This window comes from Nocardioides sp. PD653-B2, assembly GCF_002117935.1.
Classification (GTDB): Bacteria; Actinomycetota; Actinomycetes; order Propionibacteriales; family Nocardioidaceae; genus Nocardioides.
On record NZ_BDJE01000017.1, the window covers coordinates 134,414 to 159,771 of the forward strand.

The window sequence follows — 25,358 nt, forward strand, 5'->3', positions numbered from 1 at the left end:
GCAGGCCACCATGCTAGTCAAGTCGAGGGACTCCGCTGCGCGCGCGGGCCAGCACCGATGAGACCGCCGCCCGGTCGGCTCGATAGTCTGCCGGGGTGTTGATAGCCGGTTTCCCCGCGGGCCCGTGGGGCACGAACTGCTACGTGGCCGCAACGGGCCCCGGCAGCGAGTGTGTCGTCATCGACCCCGGCAAGGACGCCGCCGACGGCGTCGCCGAGGTCGTCCGCGAGCACCGGCTGAAGCCGGTCGCCGTGCTCGTGACCCACGGCCACATCGACCACATGTGGTGCGTGGCCCCGGTCGCCGGGACCTACGACGCCACCGCGTGGATCCACCCGAGCGACCGGCACCTGCTGGCCGACCCGATGGCCGGCATGTCGCGGGAGACGAGCCAGATGCTGCTCGGCGGCGACTACCAGTTCGCCGAGCCGGACGACGTCCAGGAGCTCGCGGACCTCCAGGAGCTCGAGCTCGCCGGCCTGCGGTTCGTGGTCGACCACACGCCCGGCCACACCCAGGGCTCGGTGACCTTCCGCTCGCCGTACGCTCGCGACGACATCTCCGAGGTGATGTTCTCGGGCGACCTGCTCTTCGCGGGCTCGATCGGGCGCACCGACCTCCCCGGTGGCGACCATCCGACGATGCTGCGCAGCCTCGCCGACAAGGTGCTGCCGCTGCCCGACGACATCGTCGTGCTCCCCGGACACGGGGAGCAGACGTCCATCGGCCGCGAGCGCGCCACCAATCCCTACCTCCAGGATCTGTGACATGGCCAAGCCGACCCCGCTGAGCGGGTTCCCCGAGCTGCTGCCCGAGCAACGCTTCGTCGAGCAGCAGGTGATCGACACGCTGCGTCACACCTTCGAGCTGCACGGCTTCGCCGGGGTCGAGACCCGCGCCGTCGAACCGCTCGACCAGCTGCTCCGCAAGGGCGACACGTCCAAGGAGGTCTACCTCCTGCGCCGCCTGCACGAGGAGTCGGCCGAGGGCCACGCCGGCATCGGGCTGCACTTCGACCTCACCGTGCCCTTCGCGCGCTACGTGCTGGAGAACGCCGGCAAGCTGGAGTTCCCGTTCCGGCGCTACCAGATCCAGAAGGCCTGGCGGGGTGAGCGGCCGCAGGAGGGCCGTTTCCGCGAGTTCACCCAGGCCGACATCGACATCATCGGGCGCGACGAGCTGCCGTTCCACCACGACGTCGAGGTCACCCGCGTCATGGTCGACGCGCTGACCCGCCTCGACTTCCTGCCGGGCTTCCGGGTCCAGGTCAACAACCGCAAGCTGATCCAGGGCTTCTACGCCGGCCTGGGGGTCGACGACACCGACGAGGTGATGCGGGTCGTGGACAAGCTCGACAAGCTCCCCGTCGACAAGGTTCGCGACCTGCTCGTCGCGGAGGCGGGCCTCGAGGAGAAGACCGCCGACCAGGTGCTGTCCCTCGCCACGATCCGCGCGGCCGACGACTCCTTCGTCGAGGAGGTGCGAGCCCTCGGCGTCGAGCACGAGCTGCTCGACGAGGGCCTGACCGAGCTGGCCGAGCTGGTCAGCGCCTGCGCCGACCTGGTCACCGAGCGGGTGCGGGTCGAGGCCGACCTCTCCATCGCGCGCGGTCTCGACTACTACACCGGCACCGTCTTCGAGACCCGGCTCGACGGCTACGAGTCGATGGGGTCGATCTGCTCGGGCGGTCGCTACGACGCCCTGGCGACCGACGGCAGGACGACGTACCCGGGCGTCGGGATCTCGCTCGGCGTGAGCAGGGTCGTCGTACCGCTGCTCGCCCGCACCGGCCTGACCGCGTCGCGCAAAGTCCCGAGCGTCGTGCTCGTGGCCGTCGTCGACGAGGAGTCGCGCGCCGAGAGCAACACGATCGCCAGCGCGCTGCGTGCGCGCGACATCCCCTGCGAGGTCGTGGCCAACGCGCAGAAGTTCGGCAAGCAGATCCGCTACGCCGAGCGGCGGGGCATCCCCTACGTGTGGTTCACCAACGCCGACGGGGGGCACGAGATCAAGGACATCCGATCGGGGGACCAGGTGGCTGCAGACCCGGCCGCGTGGACCCCGCCCGAGCACGACCTGCGACCGCAGGTGATCAGCAACCAGGAGACAACACCGTGATCCGCACCCAGGACGCCGGCGCACTGCGCGCCGAGCACGTCGGCCAGACCGTCACCCTCGCCGGTTGGGTTGCCAACCGGCGCGACCACGGCGGCGTGGCGTTCATCGACCTCCGGGAGGCCAGTGGAGTCGTCCAGGTCGTGATCCGCGACGAGGAGGTGGCGCACGCACTGCGCGCCGAGTACTGCCTCAAGGTCACCGGAGTGGTGACCGCGCGCAAGGAGGGCAACGAGAACCCGAACCTCGAGACCGGTGCGATCGAGGTCGTCGCCAGCGACGTCGAGGTGCTCAGCGCGTCCGCGCCGCTGCCGTTCCCGATCAGTGACCACATCGACGTGGGGGAGGAGGCGCGGCTCAAGCACCGCTACCTCGACCTGCGCCGGACCGGTCCCAACCACGCCCTGCGCCTGCGCAGCAAGGTCAACAAGGCCGCGCGCGACGTCCTCGACAGCCACGACTTCGTCGAGATCGAGACGCCGACGCTGACGCGCTCCACCCCTGAGGGCGCCCGCGACTTCCTGGTGCCCGCGCGGCTCCGGCCGGGCAGCTGGTACGCCCTGCCGCAGAGCCCGCAGCTCTTCAAGCAGCTGCTGATGGTCGCCGGCATGGAGCGCTACTTCCAGATCGCGCGCTGCTACCGCGACGAGGACTTCCGCGCCGACCGCCAGCCCGAGTTCACCCAGCTCGACATCGAGATGAGCTTCGTCGAGCAGGAGGACGTCCTGGCGGTGGCCGAGGAGATCCTGGTCGCGCTGTGGAAGCTCGTCGGGTACGACGTGCCCACGCCGCTCCCGCGGATGACCTACGCCGAGTCGATGGCCCGCTACGGCTCCGACAAGCCGGACCTGCGGATGGGCCTCGAGCTCGTCGAGTGCACCGACTACTTCAAGGACACCCCCTTCCGGGTATTCCAGGCGCCGTACGTCGGTGCCGTGGTCATGCCCGGGGGAGCGAGCCAGCCCCGCAAGCAGCTGGACGCCTGGCAGGAGTGGGCCAAGCAGCGCGGCGCCAAGGGCCTGGCCTACGTGCTGGTCCAGGAGGACGGCGAGCTCGGCGGACCGGTCGCCAAGAACCTCACCGAGGAGGAGAAGGCCGGCCTGGCCGCCCACGTCGGTGCCCAGCCGGGTGACTGCATCTTCTTCGCGGCAGGCCCGGTGAAGTCCAGCCGCGCCCTGCTCGGCGCCGCCCGCCTCGAGATCGGCCGCCGTGGTGGCCTGATCGACGAGAGCGCGTGGAGCTTCCTGTGGATCGTGGACGCTCCCTTGTTCGAGCCGGCGGCCGAGGCCACCGCCTCGGGCGACGTCGCCCTCGGCTCCAGCGCCTGGACGGCCGTGCACCACGCGTTCACGAGCCCGAAGGACCTCGACACCTTCGACCAGGACCCGGGCAACGCCCTGGCCTGGGCCTACGACATCGTCTGCAACGGCAACGAGATCGGCGGTGGGTCGATCCGTATCCACCGCGAGGACATCCAGAAGCGGGTGTTCGCCGTCATGGGCATCGCCGAGGACGAGGCACAGGAGAAGTTCGGCTTCCTCCTGGACGCGTTCAAGTACGGCGCACCACCCCACGGCGGCATCGCCTTCGGCTGGGACCGGATCGTCGCGCTGCTGGCCGGCACCGACTCGATCCGGGAGGTCATCGCGTTCCCGAAGTCGGGAGGTGGTTTCGATCCGCTCACCGCAGCTCCTGCGCCGATCACCCCCGAGCAGCGCAAGGAAGCCGGTGTGGATGCACCGGCGCCGAAGACCGTCCCGCCGGATGCCTGATCCGACGGATGTAACGCTTCGGCGTCGAGATCAGATCGTTACAAGTCGAAGACCCGTTGTTGTGCCGGCGTCACATAGAGTCACTGCGGTTGCCGACCACCGCATTCCGGCGACCCGTGTGAGGTAGCGATGCGGCACAGATCCGACCAGACAGAGGTGCCATGACCGTCACTCCGGCGAACCAGCTCGAGGAACGGACTCCCGACCCGAAGGGTGCGGGACCCACCGCGATCACGAGCAACTCCCCGACGGCCCTGGCGTTCGCGCGGTTCCGCAAGGACAAGAAGTCGTGGGTGGCACTCGTCGTCGTGGTCGTCTACATCTCGGCCGGCATCGCGGCCCCGTTCCTGGTGATGTTCGGCGTCCTCGATCCGCAGACCGCCAACCAGGACCTGCTCAACGCCAACACGCTCCCTGCCGGAGACTTCTGGGGGATCAGCTGGACGCACCCCCTGGGTGTCGAGCCCGGCGTCGGCCGCGACGTGCTGAGCCGGATCTGGCTCGGCATCACCTACTCGCTGGCCGTCTCGCTCGCTGCCGCGTTCATCGCGGTCTTCGTCGGTGTCGCGCTCGGCATCATCGCCGGCTTCGCCGGTGGCTGGACCGACGCGATCATCGGCCGCGTCATCGACCTGGTCCTCGCCTTCCCGCAGACGCTGCTCCTGCTCGCCGCCGCGCCGGTGGGCCTGGCGATTCTCACCGAGCAGCTCCACGTGCCCGACGGAGCGCTCGCCCAGGGCATGTTCGTCGTCCTCGTCCTCGGCCTGTTCGGCTGGACCGGCACCGCTCGCCTGATCCGCGGTCAGGTCCTGTCCCTGCGCGAGCGGGAGTTCGTCGACGCGGCGCGGCTCTTCGGCGCCAGCCGACGCCGGATCTGGTTCAAGGAGCTGCTCCCCAACCTGTGGGCCCCGGTGCTCGTCACCTTCACGCTCTACATGCCGGCCTTCATCTCGGCGGAGGCCGCGCTGGCCTACCTGGGCGTCAGCGTCCGGCCGCCGACACCGACCCTCGGCAATGTCCTGAAGGACTCGATCCAGTACGCCAGCGGAGACTTCCTGTACTTCTTCGCGCCGGCGTTCATGATCGCCCTCATCGTCGTCTCGTTCAACCTGCTCGGTGACGGCCTGCGTGACGCCCTCGACCCCAAGGGTGATCGCTAACCAACCAGTCTTCGGCGGCAACCTCGTCGCCGAAAGTGCCGCCGATTCGGCGCGACACACATTCAAGGAGAAGTAACGAATGGCCAAGATGCGAAAGCGGATGGTCGCCCTCAGTGCGGTCGCAGCCATGACGGCTGCTGTCCTCGCGGCGTGCGGCGGCGGATCTGACAACCCCCCCAGTGGCGGTAGCACCGGCGATGGCGAGGCCAGCGCCAAGGGCGGCACTCTCCAGTACCTGCAGCACTTCCCGTTCGAGAGCACCGACCCCCAGCGGATCTACTACGGCGTCGAGCTGGCGAACTTCCGCCGGACGCTGTACCGCTCGCTCGTGGCGTTCCCCTTCGACAACGACCCCGACGTGGCGAACACCCCGGTCCCCGACCTCGCCACCGACACCGGCACCTCGACCGAGGGCGGCAAGGTCTGGTCCTTCACGCTGAAGGACGGGATCAAGTGGGAGGACGGCTCCGACATCACGTGTGAGGACTTCAAGTACGGCGCTTCGCGTGCGTTCGCCGACGACGTCCTGACCGGCGGCGCCGGCTTCTACATCAAGGGCTACCTCGACATCCCGGCCGACCCCAAGGGCGGCTCGATGTACAAGGGCCCGTACCGCGGCGACGGCCAGGAGCTGTTCGACAAGGCGGTCACGTGTGATGGCAAGACCATCACCTACAACTTCAACAAGCCGTGGCCGGACTTCCCGCTCTCGGTGGCGTCGCTGATGGCGACCGACCCCTACAAGGAGTCGATCGACAAGGGTGACCGCTCCAAGTGGGTCGTCATGTCCAACGGCCCGTACAAGGTCGACGGCGGCACCTGGGACGTCAACAAGGGCGCGACGTTCGTTCGCAACGAGAACTACGACCCCGCGACCGACAGCCCGGACCTGCTCCGCCAGGCCAACCCGGACCAGATCAACTACGAGCTCTACACGGCGCCGGAGCCGATCCTGGACCGCCTCGTGGCCGACGCCGGCGACGACAAGAACGCCGTGACCGCCGCTCGGATCCCCCCGGCGTACTTCAGCCAGATCGAGGGCCCGGTCGCGGACCGCACCGCGACCGTCGAGTCGCCGTACACCAACTACCTGGTGCCGAACCAGAAGACGCTGACGGACCCGAAGGTCCGCCAGGCTCTGGCCATCGCGACCAACGTGGACGGCTACATCAAGGCCGAGGGTGGCGAGAAGGCCGGCGTCCCTGCCGAGTCGATCATCAACCCGGGCCTGCCGGGCTACACCGAGCAGGAGATGTTCTCCGGCTCGAACGAGGGTGACCCCGACGCCGCGAAGGCGCTCCTCGAGGAGGCCGGCGTCGACCTGCCGTACCCGATCAAGTACACCTACGGTCAGTCCGAGACCCAGGACAAGACCGCGGCCATCCTCAAGGAAGGCTGGGAGAAGGCCGGTTTCCAGGTCACCCTGGACCCGCTGGCCGACACGTACTACGACGTCATCAACCAGCCCGACAAGGACAGCGATGTCGTCTGGGCCGGCTGGGGTGCTGACTGGCCGTCGGCGATGACGGTCCTGCCGCCGCTGTTCGACAGCCGCCAGAACTTCGCCACCGACGCCAACGGCAACGTGACGAACCTGGGCCAGGACTACGGCTACTACCAGAGCGATGAATTCGAGAGCCTCGTCGACCAGGCCGCCACGGCGCCCGACATCGACACCCAGAACGACCTGCTCACCCAGGCCGACACGGTGCTCGCGAACGACGTCGCGTACATCCCGCTGGACACCAGCACGTTCTACTGGCTCTACGGCTCGGGCATCACCAACTTCATGACCGATGCCGCCTCGTCGTCGTACCCGGACCTCGGTCCGATCGGCGTCACTCAGTGATCAACTGCTAGACCTGGTTCACCAGACCTAGCAGGGGTGGGAGTCCGGTTCGCCGGGCTCCCACCCCTCCACCGGGCCTCGCGCCCAAACCCCCGACCAGAAGGCAGAACCGGCCTTGCTTGCCTATCTCGTGCGCCGAGCGATCATCGGCATCATCCTGCTGCTCGCTCTGAGTCTCCTGACGTTCGTCCTCTTCTTCTCCTCCGGCGTCGACGTCACCCGGTTCGCGTGCGGCAAGAACTGCACGCCCGAGAAGCGCGCCACCACCGAGAAGGCGCTCGGTTACGACAAGCCGACCGTCGTCCAGTGGACCGACTTCCTCCAGGGTGTCGTGGTCGGCCGCGACTACCCGGACGACCCGGAGCTGCAGCGGGAGTCGCCCGAGATCGTCACGCACTGCCCGGCGCCCTGCTTCGGCTTCTCGCAGGTCAACGCCAAGACCGTCAACTCCCTGATCGCCGAGGCGGCGCCCGTCTCGATCTCGCTGGCGATGGTGGCGGTGTTCCTCTGGGTCCTCTTCGGAGTCTTGTTCGGGCTGATAGCCGCGGTGAGGAAGGGGACCTGGATCGACCGCGGCATCGTCGGTGCCACCCTGGTCGTCTATGCGTTCCCCACGTTCTTCATCGGGATCTTCCTGCTCAAGTACGTCGCCATCAAGTGGCAGCTGCTGCCGTTCCCGCAGTACGTCACGATCGCCGACGGCGGCGTGGGGGAGTGGTTCGTCAACCTGCTCCTCCCCGCGACGACGCTCGCCCTCTTCTACCTGGCCGGCTACGTCCGGATCACGCGAGCCTTCGTGCTCGAGTCACTCTCGGAGGACTACATCCGGACCGCTACGGCCAAGGGCCTGGCGCCACGCAAGGTGCTCTTCAAGCATGCGCTGCGCGCCGCCCTCACCCCGCTGGTCACGATGATCGGTCTCGACCTCGCGAGCCTGCTCGGTGGAGCGATCATCACCGAGACGGTCTTCAGCTACCACGGCCTGGGTGCGTTGGCGCTGCGCGCTAACGTCTCGTACGACCTGCCCGTGCTGATCGGCCTGCTGCTCCTGGCCGGCGCGTTCGTGATCCTGGCCAACATCGTCGTGGATGTGCTCTACGCCTACATCGACCCACGCGTCCGGCTGGACTGAGCGGACTAGGAAGCCCCTGATGACCACACCGTTCCTCTCTGTCCGGGACCTGAAGGTCCACTTCCCGACACCCGACGGCATCGTGAAGGCGACCGACGGGTTGTCCTTCACGCTCGAGAAGGGCAAGACGATCGGGATCGTCGGCGAGTCCGGCTCCGGCAAGTCCGTGTCGAGCTCGGCCATCCTCGGCCTGCACCGGCACACCAACGCAATCGTGAGCGGCGAGATCCTGCTCGACGGCGTCGACCTGCTGAAGATCAGCGACGAGGACATGCGCCGCAAGCGCGGCGCCGACGTCGCGATGATCTTCCAGGACCCGCTCTCGGCGATGCACCCCTACTACACCGTCGGCAGCCAGATCGCTGAGGCCTACCGGGTGCACCACGACGTCTCGAGGAAGAAGGCGAAGGCGCGCGCGGTCGAGATGCTCGACCGGGTCGGCATCCCTCAGCCCGACCACCGGGTCGACGACTACCCGCACCAGTTCTCGGGCGGTATGCGGCAGCGCGCCATGATCGCCATGGCACTGATCAACAACCCGAGCCTGCTCATCGCGGACGAGCCGACGACGGCGCTCGACGTCACCGTCCAGGCACAGATCCTCGACCTGCTCCAGGACCTGCAGCGCGACTTCGACGCCGCCGTCATCATGATCACCCACGACCTCGGCGTCATCGCCGAGATGGCCGACGACGTCCTGGTGATGTACGCCGGCCGCGCCGTCGAGTACGGCGCCGGCAAGGAGATCCTGACGCATCCGGAGATGCCCTACACCTGGGGCCTGCTCTCGAGCGTGCCCGACGTGGCCGGTGACACGAGCGCCAAGCTCATCCCGATCCCGGGCAACCCGCCCAGCCTCCTCACCCCGCCTCCCGGCTGCGCCTTCAACCCGCGCTGCACGCACAAGGACAAGGTGCCGGGCGACCTGTGCACGACCGTGCTGCCCGACCTCGTCCCGGGGGTCCGCTCGGAGACGCACCTCAAGCGGTGCCACCTGGCCAACCCCGACGCCATCTACGAACAAGAAATCCTGCCGGAGATCCTGCCGGAGCTGGTGGAGGAACGATGAGCAACTTCTGGCCGGGCGACGCCGGCATGCCGAGCGAGGAGCCCGTGGGCGAGGACGCCACGGACGAGGTCACCGAGTTCCAGGAGCCGGAGATGGGGCACGCGGCGTCGGTCGCCGACTGGGGCGCGAAGCCGATCCTCGACGTCCGTGACCTCAAGATGTACTTCCCGGTGAAGTCGTCCGGAGTGATCCGCAGGACCATCGGTCACGTCCAGGCCGTCGACGGGGTGTCGTTCCAGGTGCCGGCCGGTGGCTCCCTCGGCCTGGTCGGCGAGTCGGGCTGCGGCAAGTCCACGACCGGTCGCCTGGTCACCCGGCTCTACGAGCCGACCGGCGGGTCGATCGAGTTCGACGGCCGCGACATCACGACGATCTCGGCGCGCTCGCTCAAGCCGCTGCGCCGCGAGATCCAGATGATCTTCCAGGACCCGTACACCTCGCTGAACCCGCGCCACTCCGTCGGCTCGATCATCGGGGCGCCGTTGGCGATCCACCAGGTGGTCCCGAAGGACAAGATCCTGCCCCGGGTCCAGGAGCTGCTGGAGATCGTCGGCCTCAACCCGGAGCACTACAACCGCTACCCGCACGAGTTCTCCGGCGGCCAGCGCCAGCGCATCGGCATTGCCCGGGCGCTGACCCTCCAGCCGAAGCTCCTGGTCGCCGACGAGCCGGTCTCGGCGCTCGACGTGTCGATCCAGGCCCAGGTCATCAACCTGCTCCAGGACCTCCAGCGCGAGTTCGGGATCGCGTTCCTCTTCATCGCCCACGACCTCGCGGTCGTGCGCCACTTCTGCCCCGAGGTCGCGGTGATGTACCTCGGCAAGATCGTGGAGATCGCCGACCGCGAGACTCTCTACAACCGGCCCAACCACCCGTACACGCAGGCCCTGCTGTCGGCGGTGCCCAACGTGAAGCAGGCCGCGATCGGTGGCCGCCGGGAGCGGATCCAGCTGGAGGGCGACGTCCCCAGCCCGATCAACCCGCCGTCCGGCTGCCGGTTCCGCACGCGGTGCTCGCTGGCCCAGGAGATCTGCGCCCGTGTGGAGCCGCCGCTGCTGCAGATCGGCAAGCGGCACAAGGTCGCCTGCCACTTCGCGGGCGAGCTCGGCCACCACCCGGACAGGCCGATCACGGCGTCGCTGCTGGGCGTCGACGACACCGGGACGCCGGACCCCGGCGCCAGCCCGGCGACCGACCTCGGCAACGAGCCCGGCTACTCCGACACGTGGTTCGACCTCGAGCGCAAGACCATGGCCAAGGCCTGAGCTGCCCCGGTCCGAGCGTGCGAGGACCGGGATCCAGCAGCCAGGTCGAGTAGCCGCGCGAGCGACGGGTCTCGATACGCTCGCTAGCGCTCGCTACTCGACCACCGATCACGTGGTAGTCGTTGGTCGAGTAGCCGCCGAGGAACGAGGCGGCGTATCGAGACCTCTCGAGCGACGAAGGTTGGCATGGAAGACGGACTGTTCGAGACCCCCGGCGCCCGCGCCCGGACCGGTGGTGGGGCGCTGACGGGCAACACGCACGCGTCGGCGCCGCTCGCGGTCCGGATGCGCCCGCGGACGCTCGAGGAGCTGGTCGGCCAGGAGCAGCTGCGCGCGCCCGGCTCGCCGCTGCGTCGGCTGGTCGAGGGCGACCAGCCGATGTCGCTGCTCCTGTGGGGCCCGCCCGGCACCGGGAAGACCACGATCGCCGCGATCGTGAGCCAGCAGACCGATCGCCGGTTCGTCGAGGTGTCGGCCGTGTCGGCCGGCGTCAAGGAGGTGCGGGCGGCGATCGACGCGGCCCGCGCCGAGCTGGTCGGCAGCGGCAAGGAGACCGTCCTCTTCGTCGACGAGGTGCACCGCTTCTCCAAGGCGCAGCAGGACGCGCTGCTGCCCGGGGTCGAGAACCGGTGGGTGACCCTGATCGCGGCGACCACCGAGAACCCGTTCTTCAGCGTGATCTCGCCGCTGCTGTCGCGCAGCCTGCTGCTCCGGCTGCAGTCGCTCACCGACGACGACATCCGCGGCGTGCTGGCGCATGCGCTCGCCGACGAGCGTGGGCTCGGCGGCCGGGTCTCGGTCGACGACGACGCGCTCGACCACCTGGTCCGGCTGGCCGGCGGCGACGCGCGCCGTTCGCTGACCTACCTGGAGGCGGCGGCCGCCGCGGCGACGTCGCAGGGCAGCGACACGGTCGACCTCGTCACCGCCGAGACCGCGGTGGACCAGGCCGCGGTCCGCTACGACCGTCAGGGCGACCAGCACTACGACGTCACCAGCGCCTTCATCAAGTCGATCCGCGGCTCCGACGCCGACGCGGCCATGCACTACCTCGCCCGGATGATCGAGGCCGGGGAGGACCCGCGCTTCATCGCCCGGCGGCTGGTGATCCTCGCCAGCGAGGACATCGGCCTCGCCGACCCCACGGCGCTGACGACGGCCGTCGCCGTCGCGCAGGCGGTCCAGCTGATCGGGATGCCCGAGGCGGGTCTCAACCTGGCGCACGCCACGATCGCCCTCGCCGTCGCGCCGAAGTCCAACGCGGTCACCACCGCGCTCGCGGCCGCGTCGGCAGACGTGAAGGCGGGCAAGATCGGCCCGGTGCCGCCCCATCTGCGCGACGCCCACTACGCCGGCGCCAAGAAGCTCGGCCACGGGCAGCGCTACAAGTACAGCCACGACGAGCCCTTCGGCATCGCTGAGCAGCAGTACGCCCCCGACGTCGTCGTGGACGCCGAGTACTACCAGCCGACCGCGCTCGGGGCCGAGGCCGCGATCAAGGAGCGGTGGGAGCGGGTACGCCGGCTGATCCGCGGCGGGGGCGGGTAGCGGACCCGCCACGGGTGGTCGAACCACCGACACGCCGCGGTGTCGGTGGTGGTTTCGAGGCTCGGGCCTGGCGGCCCTCACACCTCAACCACCGACACGCCGCGGTGTCGGTGGTGGTTTCGAGGCTCGGGCCTGGCGGCCCTCGCACCTCAACCACCGACACGCCGCGGTGTCGGTGGTGGTTTCGAGGCTCGGGCCTGGCGGCCCTCGCACCTCAACCACCGACACGCCGCGGTGCGGGTGGTTTCGAGGCGCGGGCCCGGCGGCCCTCGCACCTCAACCACCGACACGCCCTGGTGTCGGTGGTGGTTTCGAGGCCCGGGCCTGGCGGCCCTCGCACCTCAACCACCAAAGCCCCCGCGATAGGGTCGGTCACTGTGCAGGACTGGATCGTGCCCGTGGCTGCGGGGGTGCTGGCGCTCGTGGCGCTCGCCCTCGGCATCGCCCTGCTCGGGGCCCGGTCCCGCACCGACCGCGCGGTGCGCGAGGCCCGGGCCGAGACGGCCGACCTGCGCGCCCAGCTCGACGCGCTGGAGCTGCGGCTGAGCCGCCCGGCGGCTCCGCGGACCCCGGTCGACGCCGAGTTCGTGATCACCCACCTCGGCACCGACGAGGCCGAGGAGCTGGAGCGACCGGCGCCCGAGGTCGGCTCGGCGCTGTTCGCCGACCTCCTGCTCCGCGAGACGGTGGTCAAGGCCGCCGCGCTCGCCCACGGCGTACGTCGCGCCCTCGACCCCGAGACGCGCAACCGGATCCGCTTCGAGATGAAGCGTGAGGTCAAGCGCGCCCGCAAGCAGCGGCGCGCCGAGACCCGGCGGGCGCGGCGCGAGTGGGAGGCCCGCCGGCGCTCCGCCCTCGACCCCACCCTGGGCGAGGAAGGCACCGCCGCATGAGGCGGGGCCTCTGGTTCGTGGCCGGGGCGGGGGCCGGAATCTACGCGATGGTCCGCGGGCGCCGCGCCGCCGAGGCGCTCACCGTCGACGGCCTCAGGGACCGTGCCGGTGCGCTCGGCGTCGGCGCGCGGATGTTCCGTGACGAGGTCGCGCAGGGCCGGAGCGAGAAGGAATCGCAGTTGCGCGAGAGGCTCGGACTCGTGCCTCATGGCAGACCAGAGCTCGAGGGCGGACGGCACAAGGCCGTCGACCCGCCCACACCCCAGGAACACGACGAGGAAGGCAGCACCTGATGGACACCGCGGAGATTCGCCGGCGGTTCCTCGCGCACTTCGAGCGCGACGGCCACACCCCGGTGCCCTCGGCATCACTGCTGCTCGACGATCCGAACCTGCTGTTCGTCAACGCCGGCATGGTGCCGTTCAAGCCGTACTTCCTCGGCCAGGAGACCCCGCCGTACGACCGCGCCACCAGCGTGCAGAAGTGCGTGCGCACGGCCGACATCGAGGACGTCGGCAAGACCACGCGGCACAACACGTTCTTCGAGATGTGCGGCAACTTCTCCTTCGGCGACTACTTCAAGGAGCACGCGATCGAGCTCGCCTGGGAGCTCGTCACCAGGCCCCAGGCCGACGGCGGCTGGGGCCTCGAGGAGAGCAGGCTCTACCCGAGTGTGTACGACGAGGACGCCGAGGCGGTGGAGCTCTGGAAGAAGGTCACCGGCCTGCCCGACGAGCGCATCCTGCGGCTGGGCAAGAAGGAGAACTACTGGTCGATGGGCGTGCCCGGCCCGGGTGGTCCGTGCTCGGAGATCCTCTACGACCGGGGCCCGGCGTACGGCCCGGACTTCGACCCGACGAAGCTCGGCCCGGACATGCCCGTCGAGCTCGAGGACCGGCTCCTGGAGATCTGGAACCTCGTCTTCATGCAGGACGAGCTGAGCGCGGTCCGGTCCAAGGCCGACTTCGACATCTCCGGCTCGCTGCCGAAGAAGAACATCGACACCGGCATGGGCCTCGAGCGGGTGGCGTTCCTCCTGCAGGGCAAGGAGAACAACTACGAGATCGACGTCCTCTACCCTGTCATCACCCGGGCCGAGGAGCTCACCGGTCGCCGCTACGGTGCCGACCACCAGGACGACGTGCGGTTCCGGGTGGTCACCGACCACGTCCGCAGCTCGATGATGCTGATCGCGGACGGCGTGACCCCCGGCAACGAGGCGCGCGGCTACGTGCTGCGCCGGCTGCTGCGGCGGGCGGTCCGCTCGATGCGGCTGCTCGGCTACGACAACCCGGCGCTGCCCGAGCTGCTCCCGATCAGCCGCGACAAGATGGGCGAGACCTACACCGACCTGCACACCGACTGGGACCGGATCTCGCGGGTCGCGTACGCCGAGGAGGAGGCGTTCCGCAAGACGCTCCAGGCGGGCACCCAGATCTTCGACCTCGCGGCGCAGGACGTGAAGAAGTCCGGCAGCACCACGCTGTCGGGCGACCAGGCGTTCTCCCTCCACGACACCTACGGCTTCCCGTTCGACCTGACGCTGGAGATGGCGTCCGAGGCGGGCCTGGCGGTCGACGAGGCGGGCTTCCGGGCGTTGATGTCCGAGCAGCGCGAGCGGGCCAAGGCGGACGCGCGAAGCAAGCGCGGCCAGCACGCCGACACCGGTGTCTACCGGGCCGTCCTCGACGAGCACGGCCCGACCGACTGGCGCGCCTACGAGACTCTCGAGACCGAGTCGAACGCGCTCGCGCTGCTCGTCGGGGGAGCGCCGGTGGCATCGCTCGCCGACGGCGAGGTCGGCGAGCTGATCCTCGACCGGACCCCGTTCTACGCCGAGTCCGGCGGCCAGGCGGCCGACGCGGGCACCATCGAGTTCGACGGCGGCCGGCTCGAGGTGCTCGACGTCCAGCGCCCGGTGCGCGGCCTCGTCGTCCACCAGGTCCGGGTCGTCGACGGCGAGTTCACCCCCGGTCGCGTGCTGCACGCGCGGGTCGACCCCGACTGGCGCACCGGCGCCCGCCAGGCCCACTCCGGCACCCACGTCGTGCACGCCGCGCTGCGCGAGGTGCTCGGCCCCTCCGCCCTGCAGTCCGGCTCCTACAACCGCCCGGGCTACCTGCGTCTCGACTTCGGCTGGACCACCGGCCTGTCGCCGGAGCAGGTGCGCGACATCGAGCAGGTCTCCAACCAGGCGCTGCGGGCCGACCTGCCCGTCGGCTGGCAGTACATGACGCTCCCCGAGGCGCGGGACTGGGGCGCGATCGCGCTGTTCGGCGAGACGTACGACGACCAGAAGGTGCGCGTCGTCGAGATCGGCGGCCCCTGGTCGCGCGAGCTCTGCGGCGGCACCCACGTCGACCACTCCTCCCAGATCGGCACGATCGTGGTGACCGGCGAGGCGTCGGTCGGCTCCGGCAACCGGCGGATCGAGGCCTTCACGGGCGTGGAGGGCTTCGCCTACCTGGCCCACGAGCGGGACGTCGTCGCGCAGCTGACCGGCCTCCTGAAGACCCAGCCCGACGACCTCGTCGGGCGGGTGGGTGACCTGGTCGAGCGGCTTCGTGCGGCGGAGAAGGAGATCGAGAAGGCCCGGGTCGGCCAGGTCCTGGCCGCGGCCGGCCAGCTCGCGTCCGGTGCGACGAAGGTCGGCCCGGTCAACGTGGTCGCGCACCGCGCCGACGGCGCGGGAGGCGGCGACGTCCGCACGCTCGCGCTCGACGTCCGTGGCCGGCTGCCGCAGGGCGAGCCGGGCGTGGTGGTCGTGCTCGGCGCCGCGGACGGCAAGGTCGCGGTCGTCGCGGCCGTCAACGACGAGGCGCGGGCCCGCGGTCTCAGCGCCAACGACCTGGTCCGGGCCGTGGGTCCGCTGGTCGGCGGCAAGGGTGGCGGCAAGGACGACGTCGCCCAGGGTGGCGGCACCGACACCTCGCGGATCGACGAGGCGGTGGCCCTGGTCATCGCCGAGGTCGGCCGGGTGGCGGGGGCCTGAGGCCGTTGAGGCCCGGCGTACGTCTCGGCATCGACCCCGGGGACGCCCGCATCGGCGTCGCGCGCAGCGACCCGTCGGGCTTCCTGGCGACGCCCGTCGAGACGGTACGCCGCGGCAAGGGCGACCTGGCTCGGATCGCCGCGATCCTGGCGGCGGAGGCGGCCGAGGCGACGGTCGTGGAGGTGGTCGTCGGGCTGCCCCGGTCGCTCTCCGGAGGGGAGGGCCCCGCGGCGGTGAAGGTGCGTGACTTCGCCGCCGGCCTGGCCCGTCGGGTGGCCCCGGTGCCGGTGCGGCTGGTCGATGAGCGGATGACCACGGTTTCGGCCGAGGCTATGCTTCGCGACCGAGGCCGCAAGGGGGGCAAGCGGCGTGCCGTGGTCGACCAGGCAGCAGCCGTCCTCATCCTGCAGCACGCACTGGACACCGAACGCGCGACGGGTGCCGCGCCGGGTGAGATCGTCGAGGAGACGTAGATGAGCGACGAGTACGACGACGCCGACCACCCGGTGCTGGGCTCCGACGATCCTGCGGCCGAGCCGAGCTACGAGCCCGGCGGCCGCCGTCGGGCCCGGCGACGCAGCAGCGTGCCCGGCTGCCTGGCCGTCCTCGTCGCGCTCGCCGTCGTCGTCGGCGGCCTCTACTTCGGGGTCACGAAGGGCATCGACGCCATCAAGGACCAGTTCGACTCGGCCGAGGACTACCCGGGCCCCGGGTCCGGCAAGGTGACGTTCGAGGTCCACCGCGGCGACACCGCCGCGATCATGGGCCGCAACCTGAAGGCGGCCGGCGTCGTCGCGTCGGTCGACGCGTTCATCTCGGCCGCGAGCGCCAACCCGGACTCATCGAAGATCCAGGCCGGCTTCTTCGCGCTGAAGAAGGAGATGGCCGCCGCCGACGTTGTCGACATCCTCGTCGACCCCGACAACATCGTGAAGGACACGGTGACCATCCCCGAGGGCCTGCGGGTGGTCGAGATCGTGGCGATCCTCGCCGCCGAGACGGACTTCTCGAAGAGGGCCTTCGAGAAGGTCCTCGACGACCCCGACCAGCTCGGGCTTCCCGACTTCGCGGACGGCAACCCCGAGGGCTACCTCTTCCCCGCGACCTACGACTTCCCTCCGGGCGCCACCCCGAAGGACATGCTCACGGCGATGGTCACCCGGTGGCAGCAGGCCGCCGACGACGCGGACCTCGAGAACGCCGCGGCCGACCTCGGCTACACCCCGGCCGAGCTGATGACGGTCGCGAGCCTGGTCCAGTCGGAGGGTCGCGGCGCAGACATGCCCAAGATCGCCCGGGTCATCTACAACCGCCTCGAGAACCCCGACAACGGGGTCACCAACGGGCTGCTGCAGATCGACGCGACGGTCAACTACGCGCTCAACCGCTCGACGATCGCGCGGCTCACGCAGGACGAGATCGACTCGGTCGCGGACTCGCCGTACAACACCTACACGCAGCCGGGCCTGCCGCCGACGCCGATCGAGGCACCCGGCGACGACGCGATCGCCGCGGCGTCGCACCCCGCCGACGGCGACTGGCTGTTCTACGTGACGGTCAACCTCAAGACCGGCCTCACGAAGTTCACCGCGTCGTACGACGAGTTCCTGGGCTTCAGGCGCGAGCTCGACGAGTACTGCGCGACCCAGTCCGACCGCTGCTGACCGCGATGCGCTGCGCCGTCCTGGGGGACCCGATAGCCCACTCCCTGTCACCGGTCCTGCACCGGGCGGGCTACGCCGCGACCGGTCTGGACTGGGCGTACGACGCCGTGCGCGTCCCCGAGGCGGAGTTCATCGGGTTCGTCCAGGGACTCGACGCGGGCTGGCGGGGCCTGTCGCTGACGATGCCGCTGAAGCGGAAGGCCCTGGAGCTGGGCGGGTCCGTGACGGCCCGCGCCGCCCTGACGGGCGCCGCCAACACCCTCGTGCTCGAGGACGGGGTGGTGGTGGTGGCGGACAACACCGACCTGCCGGGTGCCGCGGCGGCGGTCCGGGAGCGGTACGACGGTCCGGTGCGCGCCGCGACGGTGCTGGGCGGGGGAGCGACCGCCGCCTCGACCGGGTTGGCGATGGTCGAGCTGGGCGCGACGTCGGTCCGGCTGCTGGTGCGCACCCCCGACCGGGCGGCCGAGGCGGCGGCCGCGATCGCCGCACACCCCTCGGGTCCCGCGGTGGAGGTCGGCTCGCTGGTGGACGGCGCGGTGAGCGGGGACGTGGTCGTGTCGACCGTGCCGGCCGAGGCCCAGGACGCCGACCTCGTCGCCCGGTGCGCGGCGGTGCCGGTGGTGTTCGAGGTGATCTACGACCCCTGGCCCACGCCGTTGGCGTCGGGGGCCGCCGGGCGGGTGCTCGTGAGCGGCCTCGACCTGCTCGTGCACCAGGCGGTGCTCCAGTTCGAGCTCTTCACCGGGCTCCCCGGTCCGCTCGACGCCATGCGCGCGGCGGGCGAGGAGGCCCTGGCCGCACGCCGGGCGACTGGATGATCGGGACCCCGATCTGGCTGATCGTGGCCGTGGTCCTCTGCGGCCTCGCCGGCCGGCAGGTGCCGACCCTGGTCGCCCGGATCCCGCAGCCCGAGCTCGACCCCGACCTGCCACCGCGGCCGACGTACGCCGAGGTGGCCGCTCGCCCCGGACTCGCCCGGCGCTGCGGGCTCGCCTCCGCGCTGGCGGGCTGCCTGGTCAGCGCGACCGTCGGGCTCGACTGGCCGCTGCTCTACCTGCTCCCGCTGGTGCCGATCGGCGTGGCGCTCGCCGTCGTCGACTGGCACACCCACCTGCTGCCGACCGTGGTGGTCTGGCCGACGCTCGCGGGCGTGGTCGGGCTCGCGGCGGTGGCGGCGCTGGCCGGCGGCGACCCGGAGGCGTTCGTCCGGGCGCTGCTCGGGATGGTCGCGGTCTTCGTCTTCTTCTACGCGCTGTGGTGGGTGCACCCGGCCGGCATGGGTTTCGGCGACGTCCGGCTCTCGGCGGTGCTGGGCTTCGCGCTGGGCTACCTCGGCTGGCCCGAGCTCGTGCTCGGCATCTACGGCGGCTTCCTGGTGTTCTCGGTGCCCGGGCTGGCGGTGGCCGTCGTCCGCCGGGACCGGGAGCTGCTCCGGGTCGCGTTCCCCTTCGGGCCGTTCCTGCTGGTCGGTGCCCTCGCCGGCCTCGTGCTCGGCGGCCCGCTGTGGAGCGGTCTCGTCGCAGGGTGACCCCATCTGGCCGCCCCGACCCTCGTGAAAGACTGGACCCATGCTGCGTTGGCTCACTGCGGGCGAGTCCCACGGCCCGTCCCTGGTCGCGATCCTCGAGGGGCTGCCGGCCCATGTCCGGGTGACCTCGACCGACATCGCCGAGGCGCTGGCCCGCCGGCGGCTCGGCTACGGCCGGGGCGCCCGGATGAAGTTCGAGCAGGACGAGGTCACGCTGGTCGGCGGCATCCGCCACGGCGAGACCATGGGCGGTCCGGTCGCGATCCAGATCGGCAACTCGGAGTGGCCGAAGTGGGAGAAGGTCATGTCGGCCGACCCGGTCGACCCGGTCGAGCTCGACGCCCTGGCGCGCAACGCCGCCCTGACCCGTCCGCGCCCCGGCCACGCCGACCTCGCGGGCATGCAGAAGTACGACTTCGACGAGGCCCGCCCGATCCTCGAGCGGGCGTCCGCCCGGGAGACCGCCGCCCGGGTCGCACTCGGCCGGGTCGCCACCAACTTCCTCGAGCAGACGATCGGTGCCCGGGTCGTGTCCCACGTGATCGAGCTCGGCGGCGTCCGCGCCCCGGCCGGTCTGTGGCCCGTGCCCGACGACGTCGCCCGGCTCGACGAGAGCCCGGTCCGGTGCCTCGACGCCGATGCCGAGAAGCTGATGGTCGAGGCGATCGACCAGGCCCACAAGGACGGCGACACGCTCGGTGGCGTGGTCGAGGTCGTGGTGCATGGTCTGCCCCCGGGCCTGGGCTCGCACGTCCACTGGGACCGGCGCCTCGACTCGCGGCTCGCCGGCGCGCTGATGGGCATCCAGGCGATCAAGGGTGTCGAGGTCGGCGACGGCTTCGAGCTCGCCGCCACGCCGGGCTCGCTGGCCCACGACGAGATCGTGCCGACGGCCGAGGGCATCCGCCGGCTCAGCGGCCGCTCGGGCGGCACCGAGGGCGGCATGACGACCGGCGAGATCCTGCGGGTGCGCGCCGCGATGAAGCCGATCGCCACCGTGCCCCGCGCCCTGCGCACCGTCGATGTGAGCACCGGTGAGGCAACCGTCGCCCACCACCAGCGCTCCGACGTGTGCGCCGTCCCCGCCGCCGGCATCGTGGCGGAGGCGATGGTCGCGCTCGTGCTCGCCGAGGCGGTGCTCGAGAAGTTCGGCGGCGACTCGGTGCAGGAGACGCGGCGCAACGCCGAGAGCTACCTGGACACGCTGAGGTTCACGTGAGCCCGATGGTCGTGCTGGTCGGCCCCATGGGCGCCGGCAAGACGACCGTCGCGCGCCTGCTGGCCGACGCCTGGGGCACGACCATGCGCGACACCGACCAGGACGTCGTGGCCGCCGAGGGTCGCGAGATCGCCGACATCTTCGTCGACTCCGGCGAGGAGGCCTTCCGCGCGCTGGAGCGGGCCGCGGTCGCCGAGGCGCTCGCCACCCACGACGGCGTGCTCGCCCTGGGCGGCGGCGCGGTCCTGGACCCGTCGACGCGCGAGGAGCTCGCCGGACATGCGGTCGTCTTCCTGCGGGTCGGCCTCGCCGACGCGGTGAAGCGGGTCGGCCTCGGCAGCGGCCGGCCGCTCCTGCTCGGCAACGTGCGCGGCCGGATCAAGACGCTGCTCGACGAGCGCACGCCGGTCTACGAGTCGGTCGCGACCCTCGTCGTGGACACCGACGGCCGCACCCCCGAGGATGTCGCCCAGGAGATCATCGCAAGCCTGGCCAGCCGGGCTGGGTCGTGAGGGGGCGGTCAGCATGCGGGACACCGTGATGCGCGTCGCCGGCGCGTCGCCGTACGACGTCGTGGTCGGCCACGACCTCGCCGAGCGGCTGCCGCAGATGCTGGGAGTCGCCGTCCAACGGGTCGCGGTCGTCTTCTCCGACGAGCTCGCCGAGCTGGTCCGGCCCGTGCTCGACTCGCTGGCCGCGGCGTACGACGTCATGGTGCTGCCCATCCCCGACGGGGAGCGGGCCAAGAAGGCCGCAGTCGCCGTCTCGTGCTGGGAGGCGCTGGGCGAGGCCGGGTTCACCCGCTCCGACGCGGTCGTGACCTTCGGCGGCGGCGCGACGACCGACGTCGGCGGCTTCGTCGCGGCGACGTGGCTGCGCGGCGTCAAGGTCGTGCACGTCCCGACGACGCTGCTCGGCATGGTCGACGCCGCGGTCGGCGGCAAGACCGGCATCAACACCCGGCGGGGCAAGAACCTCGTCGGCGCGTTCCACGAGCCCGCCGGGGTGCTGTGCGACCTGTCCACCCTGCGGAGCCTGCCCCGCAACGAGCTCGTCTCCGGGCTCGGTGAGGTCGTCAAGTGCGGCTTCATCGCCGACCCGGCGATCCTCTCGCTCGTCGAGGCCAACGACCCGTCCCAGCTCAACGCCGACTCGTCGGTGCTGCGCGAGCTGGTCGAGCGTGCCGTCCGGGTCAAGGTCGACGTCGTCACCGCCGACCTCAAGGAGACCGGCGGCGCCGACGGCCACCCGGGCCGCGAGGTCCTCAACTACGGGCACACCATGGCGCACGCCATCGAGCGCACCGAGAACTACCGGATCCGGCACGGCGAGGCCGTGGCGATCGGCTGCGTCTACGTCGCCGAGCTCGCCGCCCGCGCCGGCACCCTCTCGGCCGACATCGTCCGGCGCCACCACGACACGTTCGCCCGGGCGGGCCTGCCGACGTCGTACGCCAAGGCGTCCTTCGACGACCTGCACCGCCTGATGAAGGTCGACAAGAAGTCCCGCGGCTCGCAGCTGCGCTTCGTCGTGCTCTCCGACCTCGCCGTCCCGACCGTGCTCGCCGGGCCGTCCGAGGTCGACCTGCGCGACGCCTACGCCGCGATCGGCGGGCGCGGGTGAGCGCGACGGTCCTGGTCCTCAACGGGCCGAACCTGGGTCGCCTCGGTCGGCGCCAGCCCGAGATCTACGGGAGCACCACCCACGCCGAGCTCGCCGACCGGTGCGTCGCCTGGGGTCGCGACCTCGGTCTGGACGTCGAGGTCCGCCAGACCAACCACGAGGGCCAGCTGCTCGACTGGCTCAACGCCGCCGCGGACGACGGCAACCCGGTCGTCCTCAACGCCGCGGCCTGGACCCACTACTCCTACGCGATCTTCGACGCCTGCGCACAGCTGGTCGCCCCGTTGGTGGAGGTGCACATCTCGGACCCGCACCAGCGCCCCGAGGAGTTCCGGCACACGTCGGTCGTCACGCCGCACGCCACCGAGGTGATCGCCGGGCACGGGATCGACGGGTACCGGATGGCGCTCGAGGTCGTGGCTCGCGGTTCTGCCGGTGGTTGAGGAAGGGCGAAGTCCTGTCTCGAAACCCCGGTACCCGACGTCGGCGGGTGGGCTGCGGGGGTTTCGAGCCGGTTGCTGCGCAACCTCCTCGACCACCGACATGTCCTAGACCAGGCTGCCCAACCAGGTCAGCGACGCCGACTCGAACCCGTTGAAGCCGAGAGCGGCGCCGGAGGTCTGGGTGACCGTGGCGGTGACGAACTCGCCGGCGTTGAGCCGGACCACGCAGGTGGCGTTCACGAACGTCGCGAGGGTCGAGCTCGCCGAGGCTCGCCGGTCGAAGCAGGCCGGGTTGCTGTTGCTGCCGTTGGTCGCGATCGCCACGGTGCGCACCCCGGTGGCGCTGGGGTCGAAGCCGAGGGAGGCGTGCGCGAGGTAGAGACCGCTGACCGGGGCGACCAGCTTGGTGCCCTCGGCGGGGTCGAACATCGACGCGACGGTCTCGTACTGCTGACCGCTGCCCCAGTTGACCGTCGTGACGGTGGAGTCCGGGATGTCCGCCGCCGACCCCGTGATCCGCACGGCCGGGATCACCGCGAGCTCCGGGATGCCGACCGTGGCCGGTCCGATCTGGGGGTTCGGGTAGGTGCCGGCGAGGTCACCGCCCGCCACGGAGCCGTCGACGGTGCCCGCGGGGCCCGGCGGTCCCTCGGGGCCGGCCGGACCGGTGTCGCCCTGCGCACCCGCCTCGCCCCGCGGGCCGGCCGGGCCGGCCGGGCCGGTCTGTCCCTGAAGGCTGGTGCGGGCCGCCTTGCTCAGGTCCTTGGCCTGGACCGTGCCGTCCTTGATCTGCTTGCCGGTGATCTGCTTGACCGCGGCCCTGGCCGACTCCTGGGCGACGGCGGGGCCGCCGAGAGCCACGAAGAGGGCGAGCAGGCCGATCGAGATCCCGATCCACTGACGCTTGAGCGTGTCCATCTGGCGACGCTAGGAGCGGGGTCGGCCCGGCGGTATGGCCCGAAGTGGCCGGTCTGGACCAGTGCCGCCGGGTCACGCGGAACCGGTGCGGTCCCGCGTCCGTCCGAGCCTGCATGCACGGGACCGGGAACGTCACAGTCAGCCTCCGCAGCCTCCTCGTCGCCGCCCTGGTGCTCCTCGCCCTGCTCGTGGCCTACCTCCTCGGCGGCTCCGGTGGCGGCGGGACGCCCGCCCAGGCCGCCGACGGCGCCACCGCCACGCCACCGGCGGAGCGTCGGGTGCTCACGATGACCGGCACCGGCGAGGCGACGGCCGTCCCCGACCAGCTCTCGTTCGCCGTCGGGGTGAACCTGACCCGCCCCGACCTCGACGCCGCGCTCGGCGCGGCGAACGCGTCGATGGCGCGGGTGCTCGACGCGCTCGAGGACCACGGCGTCGCGAAGGCCGACGTCCAGACGACCGGGCTGTCGATGAGCCCGGTGTACGAGTACCACCAGTACAGCCCGCCGACGATCACCGGCTACCGCGTCTCGGAGCGGGCGCGGGTGCTGGTCGAGGAGCTGAAGGAGGGCGGCGCCGCGGTGAGCGCAGCGGTGGCGGCCGGGGGCAACGACGTCCGGGTCAGCGACATCTGGCTGCTGGTGGGCGACCCGGACGCGATGATGGACGAGGCGCGGGACGCCGCCGTGGCCGAGGCGACCGCCAAGGCCACGCAGTACGCCGAGTCCTCGGGTCAGGAGCTCGGCGAGGTGATGACCCTCCGGGAGGTGCGCGCGAAGCCGCTGCCCACCGCGCCGACGGCGTACCTGCACCGGACGAACGCACTCGTCGGTGCCATGGACCTGGCGAAGCTGCCGGTCCGGGCGGGCAAGCAGGAGACGTCGGTGACCGTGCAGATCGTCTGGAGCTTCGCGTAGCGGCAGTTCGGCGGAGCGCGACACTGCCGATAGACTCGGTCGCTGTTGCCCGGGCTCGCTCCGGGTGCCACTCCGAACTCTCGACGCAGAAGGCTGACACGCGCGCATGGCATCGACCAATGACCTGAAGAACGGCATGGTTCTCAACATCGACGGCCAGCTCTGGGCCGTGATCGAGTTCCAGCACGTCAAGCCGGGCAAGGGCCCCGCCTTCGTGCGCACCAAGCTCAAGAACGTCGAGTCGAACAAGACCGTCGACAAGACGTTCAACGCCGGCACGAAGGTCGAGACCGCCACGGTCGACCGCCGCTCGATGTCGTACCTCTACAACGACGGCACGTCCTACGTCTTCATGGACACCTCCAGCTACGAGCAGCTCGAGATCAGCCCCGAGATCGTCGGCAACGCCGCGAACTTCCTGCTGGAGAACCAGGAGGCCGTGGTCGCCACCAACGAGGGCCGCGTGCTGTTCATCGAGCTCCCCGCCTCGGTCGAGCTCCTGGTCTCCTTCACCGAGCCCGGCCTGGCCGGCGACTCCGCCACCGGCCGCACCAAGCCGGCGACCCTGGAGACCGGCCACGAGATCCAGGTGCCGCTCTTCATCAACCAGGGCGAGAAGATCAAGGTCGACACCCGCGACTCGTCCTACATGGGGCGTGTGAAGTCTTAGACCATGACTCCTCTCGCCATGGCCTGCTGCGCGCCGCCCATCACGCACGCTGGCTGCGTTGTCGTCAGTCGCCGGGACTCCGTCCCGTCTCCCTCCTCCGCCTTGCCAGCGCACGCGCTGGACGACGCTCGCGACGGCCGAGCGAGAGGAGGCATGGTCTGATGGCCGCCCGTTCCAAGGCCCGCAAGCGCGCGCTCGACATCCTGTTCGCCGCCGACGTGCGCGGCGAGTCGGCGACCGAGGCCCTGGACGCGGCGATCGCCGACGGCGAGGGCCCCACGAACGACTACACCGCGGTGTTGGTGCGGGGCGTCGTCGAGCACCGCGAGCGCCTCGACGAGCTGCTCTCGTCGTACTCCGAGGGCTGGACCCTCGACCGGATGCCCGCCGTCGACCGCAACGTGCTGCGGCTCGGACTCTGGGAGCTGTTGTACGCCGACGACATCCCGGACGCCGTCGCGGTCACCGAGGCGATGGCCCTGGTGAGCGACCTGTCGACCGACGAGTCGCCGCAGTTCGTCAACGGCATCCTCGGCAACCTCGCCCGCAACAAGGCATCGCTGGCCTGAGCCGTCGGT

The 25,358-nt window shown here is 70.9% G+C and carries 24 protein-coding genes; 23 read left to right on the plus strand and 1 reads right to left on the minus strand.

Annotated elements, in window-relative coordinates; all coding sequences use genetic code 11:
- Window positions 1–95: 95 nt before the first annotated feature.
- The 20 genes from PD653B2_RS08685 (at window position 96) to PD653B2_RS08780 (ending at window position 22,275) form a co-directional block, all read left to right on the plus strand.
- Window positions 96–767, plus strand: a complete 672-nt coding sequence (locus tag PD653B2_RS08685; protein ID WP_085871938.1) for an MBL fold metallo-hydrolase — start codon at window positions 96–98, stop codon at window positions 765–767.
- A 1-nt stretch (window position 768) separates the two neighbouring features.
- Entirely contained in the window at window positions 769–2,118 is a 1,350-nt protein-coding gene (hisS, locus tag PD653B2_RS08690) for a histidine--tRNA ligase (protein ID WP_085871939.1), read from the plus strand.
- A complete protein-coding gene (gene aspS / locus PD653B2_RS08695; protein ID WP_085871940.1) occupies window positions 2,115–3,887 on the plus strand; it encodes an aspartate--tRNA ligase in 1,773 nt (590 codons plus the stop codon). Before hisS ends, aspS begins: the two co-directional genes overlap by 4 nt.
- A 161-nt stretch (window positions 3,888–4,048) precedes the next feature.
- Window positions 4,049–5,047: an ABC transporter permease gene (locus tag PD653B2_RS08700; RefSeq protein WP_085871941.1), complete on the plus strand. Its 999-nt coding sequence runs from the start codon at window positions 4,049–4,051 to the stop codon at window positions 5,045–5,047.
- Between the two features lie 79 nt (window positions 5,048–5,126).
- Window positions 5,127–6,896, plus strand: coding sequence for an ABC transporter substrate-binding protein (locus tag PD653B2_RS08705; protein ID WP_085871942.1), 1,770 nt, complete (start codon window positions 5,127–5,129; stop codon window positions 6,894–6,896).
- A 115-nt stretch (window positions 6,897–7,011) separates the two neighbouring features.
- Complete coding sequence (locus tag PD653B2_RS08710) at window positions 7,012–8,028, plus strand: ABC transporter permease (RefSeq protein ID WP_085871943.1); 1,017 nt, start codon at window positions 7,012–7,014, stop codon at window positions 8,026–8,028.
- A 19-nt stretch (window positions 8,029–8,047) separates the two neighbouring features.
- Window positions 8,048–9,097: an ABC transporter ATP-binding protein gene (locus tag PD653B2_RS08715; protein ID WP_085871944.1), complete on the plus strand. Its 1,050-nt coding sequence runs from the start codon at window positions 8,048–8,050 to the stop codon at window positions 9,095–9,097.
- 92 nt (window positions 9,098–9,189) lie between these two features.
- Window positions 9,190–10,362, plus strand: coding sequence for an ABC transporter ATP-binding protein (locus PD653B2_RS08720; RefSeq protein WP_165763395.1), 1,173 nt, complete (start codon window positions 9,190–9,192; stop codon window positions 10,360–10,362).
- 186 nt (window positions 10,363–10,548) lie between these two features.
- Entirely contained in the window at window positions 10,549–11,910 is a 1,362-nt protein-coding gene (locus PD653B2_RS08725) for a replication-associated recombination protein A (RefSeq protein ID WP_085871946.1), read from the plus strand.
- Between the two features lie 377 nt (window positions 11,911–12,287).
- A complete protein-coding gene (locus PD653B2_RS08730; protein ID WP_085894301.1) occupies window positions 12,288–12,803 on the plus strand; it encodes a hypothetical protein in 516 nt (171 codons plus the stop codon).
- A complete protein-coding gene (locus tag PD653B2_RS08735) occupies window positions 12,800–13,096 on the plus strand; it encodes a DUF6167 family protein (protein ID WP_085871948.1) in 297 nt (98 codons plus the stop codon). The genes PD653B2_RS08730 and PD653B2_RS08735 overlap by 4 nt, the downstream gene beginning before the upstream one ends.
- A complete protein-coding gene (alaS, locus tag PD653B2_RS08740) occupies window positions 13,096–15,795 on the plus strand; it encodes an alanine--tRNA ligase (RefSeq protein WP_085871949.1) in 2,700 nt (899 codons plus the stop codon). The genes PD653B2_RS08735 and alaS overlap by 1 nt, the downstream gene beginning before the upstream one ends.
- A 5-nt stretch (window positions 15,796–15,800) precedes the next feature.
- Window positions 15,801–16,268, plus strand: coding sequence for a Holliday junction resolvase RuvX (gene ruvX, locus PD653B2_RS08745; protein WP_085871950.1), 468 nt, complete (start codon window positions 15,801–15,803; stop codon window positions 16,266–16,268).
- Complete coding sequence (gene mltG, locus PD653B2_RS08750; protein ID WP_085871951.1) at window positions 16,269–17,459, plus strand: endolytic transglycosylase MltG; 1,191 nt, start codon at window positions 16,269–16,271, stop codon at window positions 17,457–17,459.
- Between the two features lie 5 nt (window positions 17,460–17,464).
- A complete protein-coding gene (locus PD653B2_RS08755) occupies window positions 17,465–18,280 on the plus strand; it encodes a shikimate dehydrogenase (RefSeq protein WP_085871952.1) in 816 nt (271 codons plus the stop codon).
- Entirely contained in the window at window positions 18,277–18,990 is a 714-nt protein-coding gene (locus tag PD653B2_RS08760; RefSeq protein ID WP_085871953.1) for a prepilin peptidase, read from the plus strand. Before PD653B2_RS08755 ends, PD653B2_RS08760 begins: the two co-directional genes overlap by 4 nt.
- A 40-nt stretch (window positions 18,991–19,030) precedes the next feature.
- Window positions 19,031–20,209 carry a chorismate synthase gene (gene aroC / locus PD653B2_RS08765; protein ID WP_085871954.1) on the plus strand — a complete coding sequence of 393 codons (1,179 nt, stop codon included), beginning with the start codon at window positions 19,031–19,033 and terminating at the stop codon, window positions 20,207–20,209.
- Window positions 20,210–20,214: 5 nt separating this feature from the next.
- A complete protein-coding gene (locus PD653B2_RS08770) occupies window positions 20,215–20,721 on the plus strand; it encodes a shikimate kinase (protein WP_123061222.1) in 507 nt (168 codons plus the stop codon).
- A 13-nt stretch (window positions 20,722–20,734) separates the two neighbouring features.
- Window positions 20,735–21,832: a 3-dehydroquinate synthase gene (gene aroB / locus PD653B2_RS08775; RefSeq protein WP_085871955.1), complete on the plus strand. Its 1,098-nt coding sequence runs from the start codon at window positions 20,735–20,737 to the stop codon at window positions 21,830–21,832.
- Window positions 21,829–22,275, plus strand: a complete 447-nt coding sequence (locus tag PD653B2_RS08780) for a type II 3-dehydroquinate dehydratase (protein WP_085871956.1) — start codon at window positions 21,829–21,831, stop codon at window positions 22,273–22,275. Before aroB ends, PD653B2_RS08780 begins: the two co-directional genes overlap by 4 nt.
- Before the next feature lie 105 nt (window positions 22,276–22,380).
- Here the strand turns inward: PD653B2_RS08780 and PD653B2_RS25315 are convergent, their stop codons facing one another.
- Entirely contained in the window at window positions 22,381–23,193 is an 813-nt protein-coding gene (locus PD653B2_RS25315; protein WP_085871957.1) for a hypothetical protein, read from the minus strand.
- A gap of 113 nt (window positions 23,194–23,306) precedes the next feature.
- Between PD653B2_RS25315 and PD653B2_RS08790 the strand changes: the two genes are divergently transcribed.
- The 3 genes from PD653B2_RS08790 to nusB all read left to right on the plus strand — a co-directional run bounded on the left by PD653B2_RS08790 (window position 23,307) and on the right by nusB (window position 25,349).
- Complete coding sequence (locus PD653B2_RS08790) at window positions 23,307–24,110, plus strand: SIMPL domain-containing protein (protein ID WP_133058980.1); 804 nt, start codon at window positions 23,307–23,309, stop codon at window positions 24,108–24,110.
- Window positions 24,111–24,216: 106 nt separating this feature from the next.
- Window positions 24,217–24,780: an elongation factor P gene (gene efp, locus PD653B2_RS08795; protein ID WP_085871959.1), complete on the plus strand. Its 564-nt coding sequence runs from the start codon at window positions 24,217–24,219 to the stop codon at window positions 24,778–24,780.
- A 161-nt stretch (window positions 24,781–24,941) separates the two neighbouring features.
- Window positions 24,942–25,349: a transcription antitermination factor NusB gene (gene nusB / locus PD653B2_RS08800; protein ID WP_085871960.1), complete on the plus strand. Its 408-nt coding sequence runs from the start codon at window positions 24,942–24,944 to the stop codon at window positions 25,347–25,349.
- Window positions 25,350–25,358: the final 9 nt, after the last annotated feature.

What these genes read in the sequence shown, in the direction of transcription:
- hisS (WP_085871939.1), top strand. Translation starts at nt 769, where the DNA reads ATGGCCAAGCCGACCCCGCTGAGCGGGTTCCCCGAGCTGCTGCCCGAG.
- PD653B2_RS08700 (WP_085871941.1), top strand. Translation starts at nt 4,049, where the DNA reads ATGACCGTCACTCCGGCGAACCAGCTCGAGGAACGGACTCCCGACCCG.
- PD653B2_RS08705 (WP_085871942.1), top strand. Translation starts at nt 5,127, where the DNA reads ATGGCCAAGATGCGAAAGCGGATGGTCGCCCTCAGTGCGGTCGCAGCC.
- PD653B2_RS08715 (WP_085871944.1), top strand. Translation starts at nt 8,048, where the DNA reads ATGACCACACCGTTCCTCTCTGTCCGGGACCTGAAGGTCCACTTCCCG.
- PD653B2_RS08720 (WP_165763395.1), top strand. Translation starts at nt 9,190, where the DNA reads ATGGGGCACGCGGCGTCGGTCGCCGACTGGGGCGCGAAGCCGATCCTC.
- PD653B2_RS08725 (WP_085871946.1), top strand. Translation starts at nt 10,549, where the DNA reads ATGGAAGACGGACTGTTCGAGACCCCCGGCGCCCGCGCCCGGACCGGT.
- PD653B2_RS08735 (WP_085871948.1), top strand. Translation starts at nt 12,800, where the DNA reads ATGAGGCGGGGCCTCTGGTTCGTGGCCGGGGCGGGGGCCGGAATCTAC.
- alaS (WP_085871949.1), top strand. Translation starts at nt 13,096, where the DNA reads ATGGACACCGCGGAGATTCGCCGGCGGTTCCTCGCGCACTTCGAGCGC.
- mltG (WP_085871951.1), top strand. Translation starts at nt 16,269, where the DNA reads ATGAGCGACGAGTACGACGACGCCGACCACCCGGTGCTGGGCTCCGAC.
- PD653B2_RS08755 (WP_085871952.1), top strand. Translation starts at nt 17,465, where the DNA reads ATGCGCTGCGCCGTCCTGGGGGACCCGATAGCCCACTCCCTGTCACCG.
- PD653B2_RS08760 (WP_085871953.1), top strand. Translation starts at nt 18,277, where the DNA reads ATGATCGGGACCCCGATCTGGCTGATCGTGGCCGTGGTCCTCTGCGGC.
- aroC (WP_085871954.1), top strand. Translation starts at nt 19,031, where the DNA reads ATGCTGCGTTGGCTCACTGCGGGCGAGTCCCACGGCCCGTCCCTGGTC.
- PD653B2_RS08770 (WP_123061222.1), top strand. Translation starts at nt 20,215, where the DNA reads ATGGTCGTGCTGGTCGGCCCCATGGGCGCCGGCAAGACGACCGTCGCG.
- aroB (WP_085871955.1), top strand. Translation starts at nt 20,735, where the DNA reads ATGCGGGACACCGTGATGCGCGTCGCCGGCGCGTCGCCGTACGACGTC.
- PD653B2_RS25315 (WP_085871957.1), bottom strand. Translation starts at nt 23,193, where the DNA reads ATGGACACGCTCAAGCGTCAGTGGATCGGGATCTCGATCGGCCTGCTC.
- PD653B2_RS08790 (WP_133058980.1), top strand. Translation starts at nt 23,307, where the DNA reads ATGCACGGGACCGGGAACGTCACAGTCAGCCTCCGCAGCCTCCTCGTC.
- efp (WP_085871959.1), top strand. Translation starts at nt 24,217, where the DNA reads ATGGCATCGACCAATGACCTGAAGAACGGCATGGTTCTCAACATCGAC.
- nusB (WP_085871960.1), top strand. Translation starts at nt 24,942, where the DNA reads ATGGCCGCCCGTTCCAAGGCCCGCAAGCGCGCGCTCGACATCCTGTTC.